The sequence below is a fragment of the Hymenobacter mellowenesis genome (assembly GCF_030581005.1).
Lineage (GTDB): Bacteria > Bacteroidota > Bacteroidia > Cytophagales > Hymenobacteraceae > Hymenobacter > Hymenobacter mellowenesis.
In genome coordinates, this window is the sequence record NZ_JAUQSX010000003.1 from 362,445 (window position 1) to 379,616 (window position 17,172).

Below are 17,172 nucleotides of genomic sequence, written 5' to 3' on the forward strand. Positions count from 1 at the left end.
ACGAAAAAAAAATCGAAGAATTTTCACGAGCCCGACCACGCACTATATAGCTAACTCGGGAGGGTGGGCGGTTGATTATTAAAAAAGTTCAATTAGTTGATTTTGATAGTTTTGATTCAGGCGTTCTGGCGCGCATTTTTGTGGTGTAATCACCCTTACATCACAATTCGCATGAGCAACATAGTTCTCCAAGAAGACCTCTTCAATCAGTTCCTTCACGACAAGTTCAACTACATGCTCAACCTCATGCAGGAGGAGCGCAACAAGCCCAATTTCAACTGGGTGACCAATAAAGCCGCAATGGGGTTGCTCGACGTCAGTTCACGCACAATGCAGAACTTGCGTGACGACGGTTTGCTGGGGTTCAGCAAACTCGGAAACAAAATCTACTACACTCCAGAGGAGCTCGACTCCTTGCTCCAACGGCATTACCAGAAACCCTTCAAAGCAGCAGCGTAGTGAAAGTAGTGTGCACGTATGAAGTGAATTGATGCCCAACTGGCCTAACCGGAGTCAGAGTCGCACAAGACGTCGTTCCAAATCAAGATTCGAGGTTCTCAACCAACCGGGCCTGCGTGTGTTCGTTAGGGCGAATTAGAGAACCCACTCATCCAAATTCAACCGGTGCTACAACGGCCGGTTGCCGGTGAGAATCTTCTTTCTCATAATAAAGAGCACTGAAAAAGAAAGCATCAGGACGGTTCAGGAGGGCGAGTGGATACGCGGCGCCTTTTTTTGCATCGTGGGTTTATGCTTTCGACGGACGAGTACCAAGGCAAGAGGCAAGTGTGGTGGGACACCTTCGCTGAGGTAGCCTGGTACTCGTCTCGTCATTAGGCCGACGCTGGGCAGTGCTCAGAAGGAACCCCCTGTTAACCCGGGAGCCCCGCGGTCATAACGCCGTCGATTCGTCAGGCTATATGCACCAGTATCGGCGCTTGTGCTGACCTTTGAGGACGATGAGTACTTTCAATAGCAACGAAAACCTGTGGGGCTGCAACCTCGGCAACAACACGATTGAAGGGGTCATCCTGAAATCGGCCCGGGAACCAGAAACACTCTTCAGCCTGCAAATCCCGACCGAGTCGGACCTGGGCTACGAGCACGTGCTGGAACGGGTGAAAACCCTGCTGAACGAGATGCAGGCCGCCGCCGGCTACCAGCCCGCCCGTTTGGGGCTGGCCACGCCCGGCACGCTGGTAACACGCACGGGCCTGCTCAAAAATACGAATATCGCTTGCTTGGAAGGCCAGCCGCTGGCCGCTGATTTGGCGGCCCGACTGGGTGTGCAAACCACCGTGGGCAACGACGCCAATTGCCTCACGCTGGGCGAAACCCGGCTGGGCGTCGTGGCCGAGCGGTTTCCGGACGCCAAGATTGTGTTCGGCATCCTCATGGACCGGGGCATTGGCGGCGGACTGGTAGTGAATGGGCAAATCGTGCGCGGCAACAACGGCATCACCGGCGAGTGGGGCCACATCTACCTCAACCCGGCCGAGCCGCACCCCTGCTTCTGCGGCAAGCGTGGCTGCATTGAGAGTATCTTGTCGGTGCCGGCGCTGGAGCGGTTCTACAAGGAGATATGTGGCACGCCGCGCCCCTTGGCCGAAATCGAAGACCGGGCCGAAGCCGGCGACTCGGCAGCCCGGGCCACCCTGCAGCGCCTCACCAATTTTTTCGGGCATGCCCTGAGCATCCTGGTGAACGTGCTCGACCCCGACGTGATAGTAATCGGTGGCCAGACCAGCACCATCAACCGCCTCTATACCGATGGCCCTCACGTAATTGCCTCCTACGTCATCGACCACCATTTCGAAACGCCGGTGGTGCAGGCCAAGCTCGGCGACCTCGCCGTGGCCTATGGGGCGGCCCTGCTGCTAGCGTGAAGCGGGCGGGGGTAACGTGGTTTCTGCGGTAGAATTCGGCAAATTCGCATTCCCACCGCTGAACTTTGAACGCGCCCAGCGCCTTGCTGGGCCGCAGCCCGGAGCCCTGCTGCCGCGCTTGTTCGGGTTCTTGCCTTTGCCGTTGCCATCCCACCCATGTATAACCTCCAGTTTAATGCTGCCGACCGGGTTCCAAAGGTCAAGCAGATTGTTCAGTCCATCATCAGCGACATTGAGCGGGGCGTGCTCAAAAACGGCAACCAGCTGCCGAGCATCAGCGAGCTGAGCGAGCAGTACTACATCGCCCGCGACACCGTGGAGCGGGCTTACCGGGAGCTCCGCGAGCGGGGGTTCATCACTTCGGTGCAGGGCAAGGGCTACTACATCAACTCGCAGGACTCGGCCAAGATTAAGATTCTGCTCTTGTTCAACAAGCTGAGCTCTTATAAGAAGGAGATTTACAACGCCTTCGTGGAGTCGCTGGAAGGCAAGGCGTCAGTGGAACTGCAGCTCTATCACTACGACGCGAAGCTGTTTCGGGAGATTGTGGAGAAGAACCTGGGCAAGTACAACTATTACGTGGTAATGCCTCACTTTGCCCTCAGCACCGACAAGGCTGATTTTCTGGCGACGCTCAACCTCATTCCCGAAGAGGAACTGGTGCTGCTCGACAAGGACGTGCCCGAGCTGAAGCACGACTGCCTGCGCGTGTTCCAGGACTTCGAGCAGGACATCTATCAGGCCCTGCACGGCCTGAGCGACCTGTTGGACAAGTACCCCCGCCTGGTGCTCATCCTGCCCTCCGACAACAACTACCCCCAGGAGATGGCGCGGGGTTTCCGCTCCTACTGCCTGTTAAAAGACAAGGAATTTTACATCCGCGAAGACGCCAGCGAAGAGGTAATCGAAGCCGGCACCTGCTACGTCGTCATCCGCGAAACCGACCTGGTGGGGCTCATGCGACGCATCCGGCAGCTGGGCTTCTTGCTCAGCCGCAACATCGGCCTGCTGGCCTTCAACGAAACCCCGCTCAAGGACTTGCTGGATTTGACGGTCATCACCACCGAGTTCACGGAGATGGGCCGCTCAGCCGGCACCATGCTGCTGGAAAAGCACCACGGCAAAATTAAAAACCCCTTCTCGACCATTCGGCGCCACTCGCTTTAGCTGGCCATCAGTAGAGTTCAGAAAGGCAGGGGAGGGGACACCGTCTAGCTTTGCCCGTGCTTCGGCAATGAATCAGCAAGACGAGTGGCGATGGAAAAAGCAATTTCCTGAGTTGGCTCTGTATTCCCCAATCCAAATCATGACCCAGCGCTTTGCCATCGGCCCCCGCGAAACTGCCACGCTCAACACGAGCGGCCTGCGGGAGCATTTTCTGATTGAAAACATCTTCACGGCCGGCCACATCGAACTGACCTACACGCACTACGACCGCATGATAGTGGGCGGGGCCCAGCCCGCCGGCGCGGCCCTGACGCTGCCCTGCCCGGAGTCGCTGAAGGCCAATTTCTTCCCGGAGCGCCGCGAGTTGGGCGCCCTGAACGTGGGCGGCGCCGGCACCATCACCGTGGACGGCACGGTGTACGAGCTGGGCCACCAGGACTGCCTCTACGTGGGCCGGGGCTCGAAAGAAGTAACGTTTGCCAGCGTGGACGCGGCCGAGCCGGCCAAGTTTTACCTGCTCTCGGCCCCCGCGCACGCCACGCACCCCACCACCCGCCGCACGCAGGCCGAGGCCACGCCCGTGGAAATGGGGACGAAGGAAACGGCCAACGAGCGCACCATCTACAAATACATCTACCAGGAAGGCATCCAGAGCTGCCAACTGGTGATGGGCCTCACGCAGCTCAAGGTGGGCTCGGTGTGGAACACGATGCCCAGCCACACCCACGACCGGCGCATGGAAGCCTACCTCTACTTCAACCTGCCCGAGGGCCAGCGTGTGCTGCACCTGCTGGGCGAGCCCCAGGAAACGCGCCCGCTGTGGGTAAGCACCGAGCAGGCCATCCTCTCGCCGCCGTGGTCCATCCACACGGGCTGCGGCTCGAGCCACTACGCCTTCATCTGGGGCATGGCCGGCGAAAACCGCGAATACACCGACATGGACGCCGTGGCCCTCAACGCCCTGCGATAGGTACTATCAACCCCGGCGTATCGGCGGCCGGCTGTCATATATCCAGTGAGAAGTATCGCCGCTGACACTTTCCTCACCTCACGGGATGCTCTTGTGGGCTACTGAAAGGCTCCGCCACTCTGCATCTTGCGCTGCTGATTCCAAGGCGCGCTAAAGGAAGTACATGCTTGCATTCGCTTTGGTTGGGCATCAGTAGTGTTCAGAAGGGTAGAGGCAGGCCAGCCGGCTAGTTTTGAGTCGGGCTTCGGAATTGGAAACCGAAGACGCGAGGCTATGGAAAAGGCAATCAAAAAGAAGCCGATTTACGCGGTATTCGACATCGGAAAGACCAACAAGAAGCTGATTCTGTTCGACGAAGACCGGCAGATGGTGAGCGAGCACCTGCACGTGTGCACCGATGCCTACGACGAGGACGGCGACGCCTGCGACCACCTGCCGCGCCTGGCGCAGTGGGTGCAGGCCCACTGGCAGGCCCTTCAGCATAACCCGCTCTACACCGTGAAAGGGCTGAATTTTACGGCCTATGGAGCCGCTTTGGTGCATCTGGACGCCGCCGGCGAAGCTTTTCTGCCGCTCTACAGCAACCGCAAGCCGTTGCCGCCGGAGTGCGCTGAGCGGTTTTACGTCGGGCTGGGCCAGTCGGCCGAGGCGTTTGCCCTGGCCACCCGTTCGCCCCACTTGGGCATGCTCAACGCGGGCTTGCAGCTGTATTGGCTGAAGCACACCCGGCCCGAGCAGTATGCGCGCATTCACACCTCGCTGCACCTGCCGCAGTACCTGTCCTACCTCATCACTGGCGACAAGTACAGTGACTATTCCTCGGTGGGCTGCCACACGGCGCTGTGGGATTTTGAGCGGCAGGACTACCACGCTTGGGTGTACCGCGAGGGGCTGGACGAGAAGCTGGCCCCGCTCATCAAAGATTCGGTGTCGGCGGTGGCCGATGGCGTGCTCATTGGGGTGGGCCTGCACGATACCTCGGCGGCGGCGGTGGCTTACCTATTTGAAAACGCCGGGACTGATTTTGTACTGGTTTCGACGGGGGCTTGGTGCGCGGCCCTCAACCCTTTTGCCCCAGCCGAATTGACGCCCGGATTGCTCGGTGCCAACTGCGTCAACTACCTCTCACCGCGGGGCGAGCCGGTGCTGGCGGCGCGCTGGCCACTGGGTCAGGAGCACGACTACCAGGTGCAGCGCATGGCCGAGCACTTCAATGTGCGGCCCGATTTCTACCGCTCGCTGATGCAGGCCCGGCCCGCCGCGCAACTCCGGGCGGCCTGGTTGCCCACTTGGCCCGCTACCGCGTTGCCCGAGGCGCGGGAGTGGCCGCTGGCGCCTTTCAATACGGCCACCGATGCCTATCAGCACCTGATGTATGCCTTGGTGCAGCAGGTGGCCGCTGGCATCAAGGTGGTGCGGCAGCAGGAGCCGGTGCTGTTCGTGGACGGTGGCTTCGCCCGAAACCCACTATTTATGCAGTATCTGGGCCACTGGTTTCCGGACGTGGCCCTGCGCACGCTGGAGGTGCCGCAGGCCACGGCCATCGGCGCGCTCATTCATCTGGAGCAGGGCGAGGCCCGTAAGAAAACGCAGCCATTATTTGCCTGATTGTCAAAAATTTTATCTATTCTGCTTCTGTATTAATGACCCATCCGTTGTTCGACTTAACCGGCAAACTTGCCCTCGTCACGGGCTGCAACAAGGGCATTGGCCAGGCCATGGCCCTGGGCCTGGCTGAGGCCGGGGCCGACATCATTGGCGTGTCAGCCACGCTGGCCCTGACGGGCAGCGATACCGAGCAGCAAGTGCGGGCGCTGGGCCGGCGCTTCACTGCCTACCAAGCCGATTTCAGCCAGCGCGCCGCCACCGATTCCTTCCTTGCGCAGGTACAGCAGGACTTCCCGCGTATCGACATCCTGGTGAATAACGCCGGCACTATCCGCCGCGCCCCGGCCGTCGAGCACACAGACCAAGACTGGGACGAGGTGCTGGGCATCAACCTCGACGCGCCCTTCCGCTTGGCCCGCGCCATTGGCGGCCAGATGCTGGGGGAGGGGAGTGGCAAAATCATCTTCACGGCCTCGCTGCTTACGTTTCAGGGCGGCATCAATGTGCCGGGCTACGCGGCTAGCAAGGGCGCCATCGGCTCGCTGGTGAAGGCCCTGGCCAACGAGTGGGCCGGCCGTGGTGTGAATGTGAACGCCATTGCGCCGGGCTACATCGCCACCGACAACACCGAGGCCCTACGCAACGACCCCGACCGCTCCACCACCATTCTGGGCCGGATTCCGGCCGGGCGCTGGGGCACGCCGGAGGATTTCAAAGGGCCCACCGTATTTCTGGCCTCGGCCGCCTCAGACTATGTGTACGGCACCATCCTCACCGTGGACGGCGGCTGGATGGGCCGGTAGCGGCTTGGTGACGGCGCCGTCATCCTGAGCGGAGCGAAGGACCTTATCACGTTTGCATCGCTGGAATTACGGCGATTTGTTCGGTCCTGATAAGGTCCTTCGCTCCGCTCAGGATGACCGCTCATTTGTAGGCCCGCCTGTCGAAATCAGCCCATCAGGTGGGTTCAGGAGGGGCAGGGCAGGGGGAGCGGCTAGTATTGCACCCGCTACGCCAGCGGGCTGCGATGCCCGCCCTCACAAATTCCCACATGTTTCTGAAAAGTGTTTTCCGCGCCGGGTGGCAAGCCGGGTTAGTGGTTTTGGTGGCTTCAATGGTGGGCCGGGGCCAGACGCCCGGCGCGCTGCCCGGCACCCAAACCGTGCTGCACTCGCCCGATGGCAAGCTGGCTATCACCGTGTACCAGCGCGAAACCGCGCCCGGCAAGCGGCGCTTGTTTTACCACGTGGAGCGGGGGCAGCAGCCGGTGGTGCTGGAATCGGGCCTGGATATTCAGGTCGACAACCACGTGTTTGAGCACGCCATGGCCCTGCCCGTGGACCAGCACGCCGACTGGAGCGAAAACCTGACGGTGAAGAACACGCTAACGCTCACCAAAGACACCACCTGGACGCCCGTGTACGGCGAACGCAGCCAGATTCGGGACCACTACAACCAAGCCGAAATTCAGCTGGCCAAGGCCGACAACCCCGACTACCGCGTGAGCCTGCAGGTGCGGGCCTACGACGAGGGCGTGGCCTTCCGCTACTTCTTCCCCGAGCACCCAAAGGGTATCTATTACCGGGTGATGAGCGAGAACGACGAGTTTACGCTGCCCGCCGGCACCAAAGCCTACTACACGGCCTGGGCCCAGGGCAAGTACGATGCCCTACCCCTCAGCAATTGGCCTGAGCCGTCGGAGCGGCCCCTCACCGTGGCGCTGCCGGGCGGCCTCTACGCCAGCCTCTGCGAAGCCGGCCTGACAGACTACGCCATGACCAAGTTCAAGCTCAGCCCCACCAAGCCCAACACGGTGGTGACGTCGCTCTACGAAAGCGTGGACTTGATTTCGCCCGTGGGCACGCCTTGGCGGGCCGTCATCATTGGGGAGAAGCCCGGCGACCTGTTGGAGCACAACGACTTGCTGCTGAATCTGAACCCGCCCACCAAGCTCAAGGACACGAGTTGGATTAAGCCCGGCAAAATCATTCGGGAGATGACCCTGACCACGCAGGGCGCCAAGGATGATATCGACTTTGCCGCCGCGCACGGCTTGCAGTACATTCTGTTTGACTGGAAGTGGTACGGGCCGGCGTTTTCGTTTTCGTCGGACGTGACCAAGGTGGTGGCGCCCATCGATATGCCGGCCGTCATTCAGTACGGCAAGGAAAAAGGCATTGGTGTGTGGCTCTACGTCAACCAGCAGGGCCTGCTGGCCCAGATGCGCGAACTGGCGCCGCTGTATAAGAAGTGGGGCGTGAAGGGCATCAAGTTCGGCTTCGTGCAGGTGGGCTCGCACCGCTGGACCACCTGGCTGACCGACGCCGTGCAGGTGGCCATGGACAACGACCTGATGGTGAACATCCACGACGAGTACCGGCCCACCGGCACCAGCCGCACCTACCCCAACGTGATGACCCAGGAGGGCATTCGCGGCAATGAGGAATTTCCGGACGCCACCCACAACACGGTATTGCCCTTTACCCGCTTCGTGGCCGGGGCCGGCGACTACACCATCTGTTACTACGATAAGCGCCTCAAGACCACCCACGCCCATCAGCTGGCGCTGGCCGCCGTGTACTATAGCCCCATCCAGACGCTGTTTTGGTACGACAAGCCCAGCGCCTACCAGGGCGAGCCGGAGGTGGAATTCTTTGAGAAAGTGCCCACCACCTGGGATGAAACCCGCGTGGTGCAGGGCGAAATCGGGCAATACATTACCGTAGCCCGCCGCAAGGGCAAGGACTGGTTTGTAGGCACCATCACCAACAACGACGGCCGCACCCTGAAGCTGCCGCTCAACTTCCTGCCCAAAGGCCAGACTTTTACCGCCTCCATCTACGCCGACGACCCTAGCCAGCCCACCCGCACCAAAGTCGGCATCAAGCGCCAGCGCGTGAAAGCCGGCCAGGTGCTCGACGTGAAGCTGCTGCCCTCGGGCGGCCAGGCCATCTGGCTGACGTCCGCCGAATAATCGACTTTTCCCAAACGTATGAATATTCGCTTTGCCGCGCTGCCGGTTTTGCTGCTGGCCGGTCCGCTCGCCGCCGGGGCCCAGACGCCCAAAACCTACCAGGCTACCTCGCCCGACAAGCAAACCCGGCTCGAAGTGGCCGTGGACGCGCAGGGCCGCCTGCGCTACCGCACCATGACGGGCGGGCGCGAAGTGGTGCGCTGGTCGGCGCTGGGCTTTGAGCTGAACGGCACGGCCGCCGGCACCCAAACCACCGTGCAGGGCGCCGCCCAAAAGGCCGTGAACGAGCCTTTTGCCTGGCCGCTGGGCGAAAACGACCGTATTGACAACCAGTACCAGGAGTTGGATTTGAGCCTCACCTCGGGCGTGGTGCAGTTTCACGTGCTGGCCCGTGTATACGATGGCAGCGTGGCCCTGCGCTACGTGCTGCCCGCGCAGGCGGGGCTGCTCGGCCCGGCCCGGCTGACGAAGGAAAATACGGAGTTTAATCTCGCTGATTCTTACACCCTTTACCAGTACCACCAGGAATCGGTGTTCAAGCCCACCCGGCTCGACTCGCTGGCCGGCACCTGCGATTTTCCGGCCACGCTGGCCAGTGCTAAAAACTGCCTGAGCATCGGGGAAGCCGAAAACGCCGGCTATACAAAGGCCGAACTGGGCCGGGGCTCCGCGCCCCAAAGCCTGGCCGTGGCCTTTATGCACGACAAGGAAGTGGCGGTGACGCTGCCCTTTCAGTCGCCCTGGCGCACCATCAGCTGCGCCAAGTCGGCCATTGGGCTGCACCGGTTCAGCGACCTGAACCTGCGGCTGAACCCGGCCGCGCCGGGCGGCGTGCCGGCCGGGGTGCAACCGGGCAAGGTGATGCGCGCCCAGCTCAACACCCAGAGCGGCCTCGATTGCGTCGACCTGGCCGCGCGCCTCAATATGCGCTACGTGCTGTTCGATGCCGGCTGGTACGGCCCCGAGCGGGCGCTGACCTCAGACCCTGCGGTAGCCGTTCCGGCCATCGACTTGCCTAAAGTCATTGCCTACGGCAAGTCCAAGGGCATTGGGGTGCTGCTGTACGTCAACTACATCGGCCTGCAAAACCACCTCGACACCATCCTGCCGCTGTATAAGCAGTGGGGCGTGGCTGGCATGAAATTCGGCTTCGTGGATGGGCTTTCGCAGAAAGGCCTGATGTGGCTGGCGGGCGCCATCAAGAAGGTAAACGACGCGGGGCTGGTGCTCAACATCCACGACAACTACAAGCCCACTGGCCTGAGCCGCACCTACCCGGCGCTGTTCACGCAGGAGGGCATTCGGGGCGACGAAAACAGCCCTGACGCCTTCCACACCACCACGCTGCCCTTCACCCGCTTTCTGGCGGGGCCGGCCGATTTCACCTTCTGCTACCCCAACCCCAAGGCCAATTTCAGCAAGAACCTGAAGGTGAGCAAGGCCCAGCAGCTGGCCCTCACAGTGGTGTATTTCAGCCCCTTGCAGGCCCTGTTTTGGTACGGCCGGCCGCTGGACTACACGAATGATTCTGAAATCGAGTTCTTCAAGTACGTGCCCACCGTCTGGAACGAAACGCACTATCTGGCCGGCGAAATTGGCCAAAACATCAGCGTGGCGCGGCGCTCGGGCAGCACTTGGTTTGTGGGCAGCGCGGCCGGCCTACAAGACTGGCAGGGGCGGCTGAAACTCGATTTTTTGAAGAAAAACACCGCCTACACTGCCACCATTTTTGAGGACGACGGCCAGGGCGGCATTGCCCGGCGCACGCTGAAAGCCAAGCAGGGCGACACGCTCCCCGTGGCCCTGAAAGCAGCGGGCGGGCAGGCCATTATGCTAGAAGAAACGAAATGAGCAACTTATTGAATACGTCGGCGCTGGCCTTGCTGCTGGTCCTGGCCGGCCCAGCCGCCGTGCGGGCCCAGGGCTTTGTGCACCCCGGCCTGCTGCACAGCCAGGAAGACCTGGCGCGCATGAAGCGCGCCATCGCCGCCAAGCAAGAGCCCACGTTTGGCGGCTACGAAGTGTTTCGGCAAAATGAGGCTTCGCAGGCCGGCTACAAGGCCAAGGGCCCGCTGGCCACCGTGAGCCGCAACCCCACCGTGGGCGCGGGCGACTACGACGCCGACGCCAACGCCGCCCACCAAAATGCCCTGATGTGGTGCCTCACCGGCGACCATGCCTACGCCGACAAGGCCATTGCCCTGGTGAATGCTTGGAGCAATATGCTCACTAGCATCGGCGGGCGCGACGCGGTGCTGATGGCCGGCCTTGGTCCGTTTAAGATGGTGCAGGCGGCCGAGCTGCTGCGCTACTCCAACGCGGGCTGGGCGGCCGCCGATATCCAGAAAACCGAGCAGCAGTTTAAAACGGTGATTTACCCCGTGCTGCGCGAATACGCCCCGTTTGCCAACGGCAACTGGGAGGCGGCGGCCCTGAAAACGGTGATGGCTATCGGCATTTTCTGCAACGACCGGCCGATGTACGAAGACGCCCTGCGCTACTACGTGAACGGCTGGGGCGATGGTCGCCTCACGCACTACGTCATCAACGAAACCGGCCAGGGCCAGGAAAGCGGCCGCGACCAGGCCCACGCCCAGCTCGGCATCGGGATGCTGGCCGAGTGCAGCGAGATGGCCTGGCACCAGGGCCTCGACCTGTACGGCTACGCCGACAACCGCCTGCTCAAGGGTTTCGAATACGCCGCCAAGTACAACCTAGGGAACGACGATGTGCCCTTCGTGACGACCCTCGACCGCACCGGCAAGTACTTCCACCAGAAGATTTCGACCATCGCGCGCGGCCAGCAGCGCCCGCTCTACGAGCAGGTGTACAACCACTACGTACACCGCCGGGGCCTGGCCGCGCCCTACACCCAGCAGGCCGCCGAAAAGCTGCGCCCCGAAGGCCCCGGCCGGCCCGGCGCCGACCACCCCGGCTTCGGCACCTTCTTCTACACTCGGCCCGCCGAAGACCCCAAAGCCGCCCCTACCGCCAAGCCCCTGGCCCCCGGCGGCCTCGTGGCCCAGGGCCGGCCCGCTGGTACCGCCCTTACCTGGGTGGCCGCCGTGGGCGCCACCAGCTACACCGTGAAGCGCAGCGACAAGCCGGCAGGACCGTTTGCCGCGCTGGCCGAGCGCGTGGCCAGCCCCACCTACACCGATAAGACGGCGAAAGCAGGGCAGCTGTATTACTACACTGTAGCTGCCAGCAATGCCTTAGGAACCAGTCCCGATGCCTATGCCGTAGCCAGCAGCGCCGGCCTGCCCGCCCCCTGGAAGCAGCAGGACGTAGGCCTGGTACTGGTGCCCGGCTCGGCATTTTACGACGGGCAGGAGTTTCGGCTAGAAGGCGCGGGCACCCGCATCGACAGCACCAGCGACCAGTTCCAGTTTGCCTACTTGCCGCTCAAGGGCGACGGCGTCATCACGGCCCGCTTTGTGCCGCAGGTCAGCTCGCAGTTCTCGCAGCTGGGCCTGATGCTGCGCGCCAGCCTGGCCCCCGACGCGCCCCACGCCTCGCTGCTGCTGGCCCCCGAAAAAACCGGCGAAATCGAAGCCCCCCGCTGGGTGGCCCGCCTCGTGACCCGCGACGCGGCCGGCAGCCGCACCGCCGTGCGCGCCAGCGCGGCGCCCCTGGCCGAGCCCCAAGTTACCTTCGGCCGCTTAGTAGGCTACTGCTGGCTGCGCCTGGAGCGCAAGGGCAACACCATCAGCGGCTTCACCTCGCCCGATGGTCAGCGGTGGATGTCCGTGGGCAGCTTCCGCGCCAGCCTGCCCCCGCAAGTGCTCGTGGGCCTGCCGGCCTGCTCGCGCCTGACGACGGTGAGCACCACCGTGCGTTTCGACAAGGTGAGCGCGACGGGATGGAAAGGAAAGTAGGAGCTCAAAAATAGCTCGTCATGCTGAGCGCAGCGGAGTCGATGCATCTCTACCGCTTCGTTGCTAGCATTAGAAATTAGTACTGAGGTAGAGATGCTTCGACTCCGCTGCGCTCAGCATGACAGCCTTTCGTCAAATTATTGATTAGTTATCCGCTGACTCCAATGCCCACCTGCTCGCGCCTCGCGCCCTACTTCTTCGCCGCGCTGCTCGGCGGCCTCACCGCGGGCTGCGTCACCACCACCCGCGTAGCCCAAACCACCGCGGCTGCCCCGGTCCTCGACGTAGCCAAAGAGCTGGCCTACTGTGCTGCCCAGGCCCGCAAAACCGTGGACCAGAAGTCCAATTACACCAGGCAGCCGCGCCGCATCGGGGCCGGCAAAGCGCAGTGGGAGTACGTGAGCCGCGAAGACTGGACCAGCGGCTTCTGGCCCGGCACGCTCTGGTATGTGTACGAAACCCAGCCCACGGCCTTCTGGAAGGAAAAAGCCCAAGGCTTCACCCAGGACCTGGCCCCCGTGCTCGACCACAAGACCGTGGACCACGACCTGGGCTTCCAGTTTTATTGCAGCTACGGCAACGGCTACCGCCTCACCAAAGACCCCGCTTACAAGCAGGTGTTGCTGCGCGCCGCCGACTCGCTGGCCATGCTCTTCAACCCGAGGGTAGGAACCATCTTGTCGTGGCCGCGCATGGTGAAGCAGATGAACTGGCCCCACAATACCATCATGGACAACATGATAAACCTGGAGCTGCTGTTCTGGGCTAGCAAGCACGGCGGCTCCAAAAAGCTCTATGACATGGCCGTGAGCCACGCCCGCGTGACTAGCCGCAACCACTTCCGGCCAGATGGCACCAGCTACCACGTGGCCGTGTACGACGACAAAACCGGGCAGTTTATAAAGGGCGTGACGCACCAGGGCTACGCCGACAACACCATGTGGGCGCGGGGCCAGGCCTGGGCCATCTACGGCTTCACGATGGCCTACCGCGAAAGCCGCGAGTCCGAGTTTCTGGACCGGGCGCGCAAGTCGGCCGATATCTTTATTCAGCGCCTGCCCGCCGACCAAGTGCCGTATTGGGATTTCGATGCGCCCGACATTCCGAACGCGCCCCGCGATGCCTCGGCGGCGGCCGTGGTGGCCTCGGCTCTGCTCGAACTCTCCACGCTGGTGCCCGATAAAGCCGCCGCGCAAGGCTACCGCCAGCAGGCCGAGCGGATGCTCGTTACCCTGTCCTCGGCCCAGTATCAGGCCCGCGACCAAAGCCCGGCCTTCCTGCTGCACAGCACCGGCCACAAGCCCAACGGCACCGAAATCGACGCCAGCATCAATTACGCCGACTATTACTACCTGGAAGCGCTGCTGCGCTTGCAGAAACTTCAGCAAAACAAAAGCCTGTCCGTGGTTGAAAAATGAGGGTGACATTTGGGTAGTGACAAAGAGTAGGGTCAAACAATCAACCACTTATAGCCAGCCCATGAAATCTTACGCAAACTGGTCCCGCCGGGAATTTCTCGCCACGCTTACCGGGGCAAGCGCGGCAATGATGCTTAACCCTTGGACTGCCTGGGCCGGCGACGGAACGGACCCTCGGGTGGCAGCGCTCGTTGCCAGCACCATGGGCATCGATACGCACAACCACGTCGACGTTCCTCTGACGGCCGCCGAGATTCCTGGACCAGCTCTCGACCTAACGAGCGAGTTGAAAACGTCGGGCTTGTCGGCTATTTGCCTGACGTTTGCCGTCGATTACCAGCAGTTGCGCAATGCCGGCGAAGCCTACGAACGGTTCCGAAACGGTTTGACTGCCCTCGACCAGCAACTGAAGCGCAACGGCATCAAACGCGCGCTGAATCTGGCCGACCTGCGCGCTGCCCACCAACGGAAGCAGCCCACCGTTATTCAGGCAGTAGAAGGCGGCCATTTCCTGGAAGGGAAGCTGGAGCGCCTGGCCGAAGCGTATGAGCGGGGCCTGCGCCACCTCGGGCTGCTGCACGACAACGACGCTTCGGTGCCCCTGGGCGACGTCTTCACGAACCCTCCCCGCTGGGGTGGCCTCACCACCTTCGGGGCCGAGGTTATCCGGGAATGCAACCGTTTGGGCATTCTCATCGACCTCGCCCACGCCACCGTGGAAACGGTCACGGCTGCGCTCAAGTTGACGACCAAGCCCGTCCTTATTTCACATACCGGCCTGAATTCGAGGTTGGGTGAGAATGCCTTCATGGCCCGCATGATGAAGCCCCGGCTCATCAGCAAGGAGTTGGCAAAAACCGTTGCCGATTCCGGAGGCGTGATTGGGGTGTGGACGCACCTAGCCGACACGCCGCTGGCTTACGCTCAAAACATCCGGGCGCTGGTCGACATCGTCGGCACCGACCATGTGGGCCTCGGTACCGATACCAAGCTGACGCCCGCGTACCGCCCCGCTAGTGGCTTCGGCCCTCCGCCCGGCCCGGGCGGCGCCCCAGCGGGCGGCGCCCCTGGCCAGCCCGGCGACAAGCGCCGCGACGACAGCCCCAAGGGAGAAAAGAATGGAGAAAGGGTAGGTGAGCGCACCAATCGGGTGTGGGCGGACCAGAAAGTTGGGTTTTACTACGCCGTCGTGGAGGCGTTGCTGAAAGTCGGTTTTACCCAGGAGGAGATTAGCAAAATAGGCGGCGGCAACTTCTGCCGCGTGTTCGACGCCGCCACGGCGGGTCATAAATAAAGGTATTCAGAATGAACGCTAGAAAAGTAAACTGCATCGCGCTGGGCCTTGTCTTGGGCCTGGCAAGTTCCCGGGCGCACGCCCAGTACCCCGGCCAAACCAAAGAGCAGACGGCCGTGGCCGTAAAAGCGCCCATCAAAGCCTACAGCTTCAACCTGAGCGACGTACGGATGCTCAGCAGCCCCTTCAAAGACAATATGGACCGCGAAGGGAAGTGGCTGCTCTCGCTGCCCACCGAGCGGCTGCTGCACAGCTTCCGGGTGAATGCGGGCCTGTTGACCGACAAGAAAACCAGCCCCACTAAGATGCCTAAGCCCCTCGGCGGCTGGGAAGGGCTGGACATGGAGCTGCGCGGCCACAGCATCGGCCACATTCTTTCGGGCCTGGCCTTTCAATACGCCTCGACGGGCAACGCGGCCTTTAAGCTCAAGAGCGACAGCCTGGTGGCCGGCCTGGCCGCCGTGCAAAAGTCCTTGAGCGAGGGCGGTTACCTCAGCGCCTATCCGCAGAACTACATTGACCGCAACATTGCCGGCACCAGCGTGTGGGCGCCGTGGTACACGCAACACAAAATCTTCGCTGGCCTCACCGATGCTTATTGGCAAACCGGCAACCAGCAGGCGCTGGAGGTGGAAAAGGGCATGGCCGCCTGGGCCTACCAGAAGCTCGCCCCGCTCAGCCCCGAGCAGCTGGCCAAGATGCTGCGCAACGAGTTCGGCGGCATGAACGACGCCTTTTACAACCTCTATTCCATCACCGGCGACCCGCAGCACCTCAAGCTGGCTGAGATGTTCTACCACAAAGCCGTGCTGGAACCGCTGGAGCAGGGCCAGGATAAGCTGGATAAGATGCACGCCAACACCGTCATCCCAAAACTGGTGGGTGAGGCCCGTGCCTACGAGCTGACCGCCGACCCCAAAGCCCAGACGGCGGCCACCTTCTTCTGGGACGATGTGGTGAAGAACCACACCTACGCCCACGGCGGCAATAGCGATAAGGAGCATTTCTTCCAGCCTGGCAAAATCTCGGAGCACCTCACCGGCAACACCGGCGAAACGTGCAACACCTACAACATGCTCAAACTGACGCGGCACCTCTTCACCTGGAACCCCGACGCCAAATACGCCGACTACTACGAGCAGGCACTCTACAACCACATTCTGGGCCAGCAGGACCCCAAAACGGGCATGGTGTCGTATTTCTCGCCGATGCTGCCCGGCGCCTACCGCCTCTACAGCACCCCCGACCAGTCGTTCTGGTGCTGCGTGGGCTCGGGCTTTGAGAGCCATTCAAAGTACGGCGAGGCCATCTACTACCACGGCGACAAGGATTTGTATGTCAACCTCTTCATTCCCTCGGAGCTGAACTGGACGGAGCGGGGCGTGAAAGTGCTGCAAACCACCCGCTACCCCGAAGAAGCCACCACCCGCCTCACCATCGAAACGAAAAAGCCGCTGGCCATGCCGCTACACCTACGCTACCCGGCCTGGGCCTCCAATGGCGTGACGCTGAAAGTAAACGGCAAAGCTGTGGCCGTAAAGCAGCAGCCCGGGAGCTACATCACCCTGAACCGCACCTGGAAAAGCGGCGACAAAGTGGAGCTGACCTACCCGATGGCCCTGCGCGTAGTAGCCACGCCCGACAACCCGAAAAAGGCCGCCTTCGCCTATGGCCCCATCATCCTAGCTGGTGAAATGGGCACCGCTGGCCTCACCGGCACCGCCCCCTACCACGACCCCGCCGACCCCTACCAGTACTACGGCTACGACTACCATGTGCCAGCCGACCTCGTGCATACGCTCCGCACCAACACCGGCACCGTCACGGATTGGCTCAAGCCGGTGACTGGCCAGCCGCTCACCTTCCAAACGACGGCTGTCACGGCTGCGGCCGGCATCACGCTGGTGCCTTACTACAAGGCCCACCGCGAACGGTACGTGGTGTATTGGGATTTGCAATAGCTCGGCTGATACCCGC

Annotated in this window: 12 protein-coding genes; all 12 read left to right on the forward strand. The window is 62.0% G+C overall.

Going from position 1 to position 17,172, the window contains the following annotated elements; genetic code table 11:
• Positions 1-171: 171 nt before the first annotated feature.
• Positions 172-459, forward strand: coding sequence for a helix-turn-helix domain-containing protein (locus Q5H92_RS07745; protein WP_305010934.1), 288 nt, complete (start codon positions 172-174; stop codon positions 457-459).
• Positions 460-959: 500 nt separating this feature from the next.
• The gene (locus Q5H92_RS07750) at positions 960-1,886 is read left to right on the forward strand and encodes an ROK family protein (RefSeq protein WP_305010935.1); all 927 of its coding nucleotides are present in this window, start codon (positions 960-962) and stop codon (positions 1,884-1,886) included.
• A 156-nt stretch (positions 1,887-2,042) separates the two neighbouring features.
• Entirely contained in the window at positions 2,043-3,053 is a 1,011-nt protein-coding gene (locus tag Q5H92_RS07755; protein ID WP_305010936.1) for a GntR family transcriptional regulator, read from the forward strand.
• Positions 3,054-3,192: 139 nt separating this feature from the next.
• Positions 3,193-4,023 carry a 5-dehydro-4-deoxy-D-glucuronate isomerase gene (gene kduI / locus Q5H92_RS07760; RefSeq protein ID WP_305010937.1) on the forward strand — a complete coding sequence of 277 codons (831 nt, stop codon included), beginning with the start codon at positions 3,193-3,195 and terminating at the stop codon, positions 4,021-4,023.
• Between the two features lie 273 nt (positions 4,024-4,296).
• Positions 4,297-5,631, forward strand: a complete 1,335-nt coding sequence (locus Q5H92_RS07765) for an FGGY family carbohydrate kinase (protein ID WP_305010938.1) — start codon at positions 4,297-4,299, stop codon at positions 5,629-5,631.
• Between the two features lie 35 nt (positions 5,632-5,666).
• The gene (kduD, locus tag Q5H92_RS07770) at positions 5,667-6,434 is read left to right on the forward strand and encodes a 2-dehydro-3-deoxy-D-gluconate 5-dehydrogenase KduD (protein ID WP_305010939.1); all 768 of its coding nucleotides are present in this window, start codon (positions 5,667-5,669) and stop codon (positions 6,432-6,434) included.
• A gap of 248 nt (positions 6,435-6,682) precedes the next feature.
• Complete coding sequence (locus tag Q5H92_RS07775; RefSeq protein WP_305010940.1) at positions 6,683-8,605, forward strand: glycoside hydrolase family 97 protein; 1,923 nt, start codon at positions 6,683-6,685, stop codon at positions 8,603-8,605.
• 18 nt (positions 8,606-8,623) lie between these two features.
• Positions 8,624-10,456 carry a glycoside hydrolase family 97 protein gene (locus tag Q5H92_RS07780; protein WP_305010941.1) on the forward strand — a complete coding sequence of 611 codons (1,833 nt, stop codon included), beginning with the start codon at positions 8,624-8,626 and terminating at the stop codon, positions 10,454-10,456.
• Entirely contained in the window at positions 10,453-12,483 is a 2,031-nt protein-coding gene (locus Q5H92_RS07785) for an alginate lyase family protein (RefSeq protein ID WP_305010942.1), read from the forward strand. Before Q5H92_RS07780 ends, Q5H92_RS07785 begins: the two co-directional genes overlap by 4 nt.
• A gap of 164 nt (positions 12,484-12,647) precedes the next feature.
• Positions 12,648-13,901: a glycoside hydrolase family 88 protein gene (locus tag Q5H92_RS07790; RefSeq protein WP_305010943.1), complete on the forward strand. Its 1,254-nt coding sequence runs from the start codon at positions 12,648-12,650 to the stop codon at positions 13,899-13,901.
• A 178-nt stretch (positions 13,902-14,079) separates the two neighbouring features.
• Entirely contained in the window at positions 14,080-15,195 is a 1,116-nt protein-coding gene (locus tag Q5H92_RS07795) for a dipeptidase (RefSeq protein ID WP_305010944.1), read from the forward strand.
• A gap of 11 nt (positions 15,196-15,206) precedes the next feature.
• Positions 15,207-17,156, forward strand: coding sequence for a glycoside hydrolase family 127 protein (locus Q5H92_RS07800; RefSeq protein WP_305010945.1), 1,950 nt, complete (start codon positions 15,207-15,209; stop codon positions 17,154-17,156).
• Positions 17,157-17,172: the final 16 nt, after the last annotated feature.

What these genes read in the sequence shown, in the direction of transcription:
- Q5H92_RS07790 (WP_305010943.1), top strand. Translation starts at nt 12,648, where the DNA reads ATGCCCACCTGCTCGCGCCTCGCGCCCTACTTCTTCGCCGCGCTGCTC.
- Q5H92_RS07750 (WP_305010935.1), top strand. Translation starts at nt 960, where the DNA reads ATGAGTACTTTCAATAGCAACGAAAACCTGTGGGGCTGCAACCTCGGC.
- Q5H92_RS07775 (WP_305010940.1), top strand. Translation starts at nt 6,683, where the DNA reads ATGTTTCTGAAAAGTGTTTTCCGCGCCGGGTGGCAAGCCGGGTTAGTG.
- Q5H92_RS07755 (WP_305010936.1), top strand. Translation starts at nt 2,043, where the DNA reads ATGTATAACCTCCAGTTTAATGCTGCCGACCGGGTTCCAAAGGTCAAG.
- kduD (WP_305010939.1), top strand. Translation starts at nt 5,667, where the DNA reads ATGACCCATCCGTTGTTCGACTTAACCGGCAAACTTGCCCTCGTCACG.
- Q5H92_RS07780 (WP_305010941.1), top strand. Translation starts at nt 8,624, where the DNA reads ATGAATATTCGCTTTGCCGCGCTGCCGGTTTTGCTGCTGGCCGGTCCG.
- Q5H92_RS07785 (WP_305010942.1), top strand. Translation starts at nt 10,453, where the DNA reads ATGAGCAACTTATTGAATACGTCGGCGCTGGCCTTGCTGCTGGTCCTG.
- kduI (WP_305010937.1), top strand. Translation starts at nt 3,193, where the DNA reads ATGACCCAGCGCTTTGCCATCGGCCCCCGCGAAACTGCCACGCTCAAC.
- Q5H92_RS07745 (WP_305010934.1), top strand. Translation starts at nt 172, where the DNA reads ATGAGCAACATAGTTCTCCAAGAAGACCTCTTCAATCAGTTCCTTCAC.
- Q5H92_RS07765 (WP_305010938.1), top strand. Translation starts at nt 4,297, where the DNA reads ATGGAAAAGGCAATCAAAAAGAAGCCGATTTACGCGGTATTCGACATC.
- Q5H92_RS07800 (WP_305010945.1), top strand. Translation starts at nt 15,207, where the DNA reads ATGAACGCTAGAAAAGTAAACTGCATCGCGCTGGGCCTTGTCTTGGGC.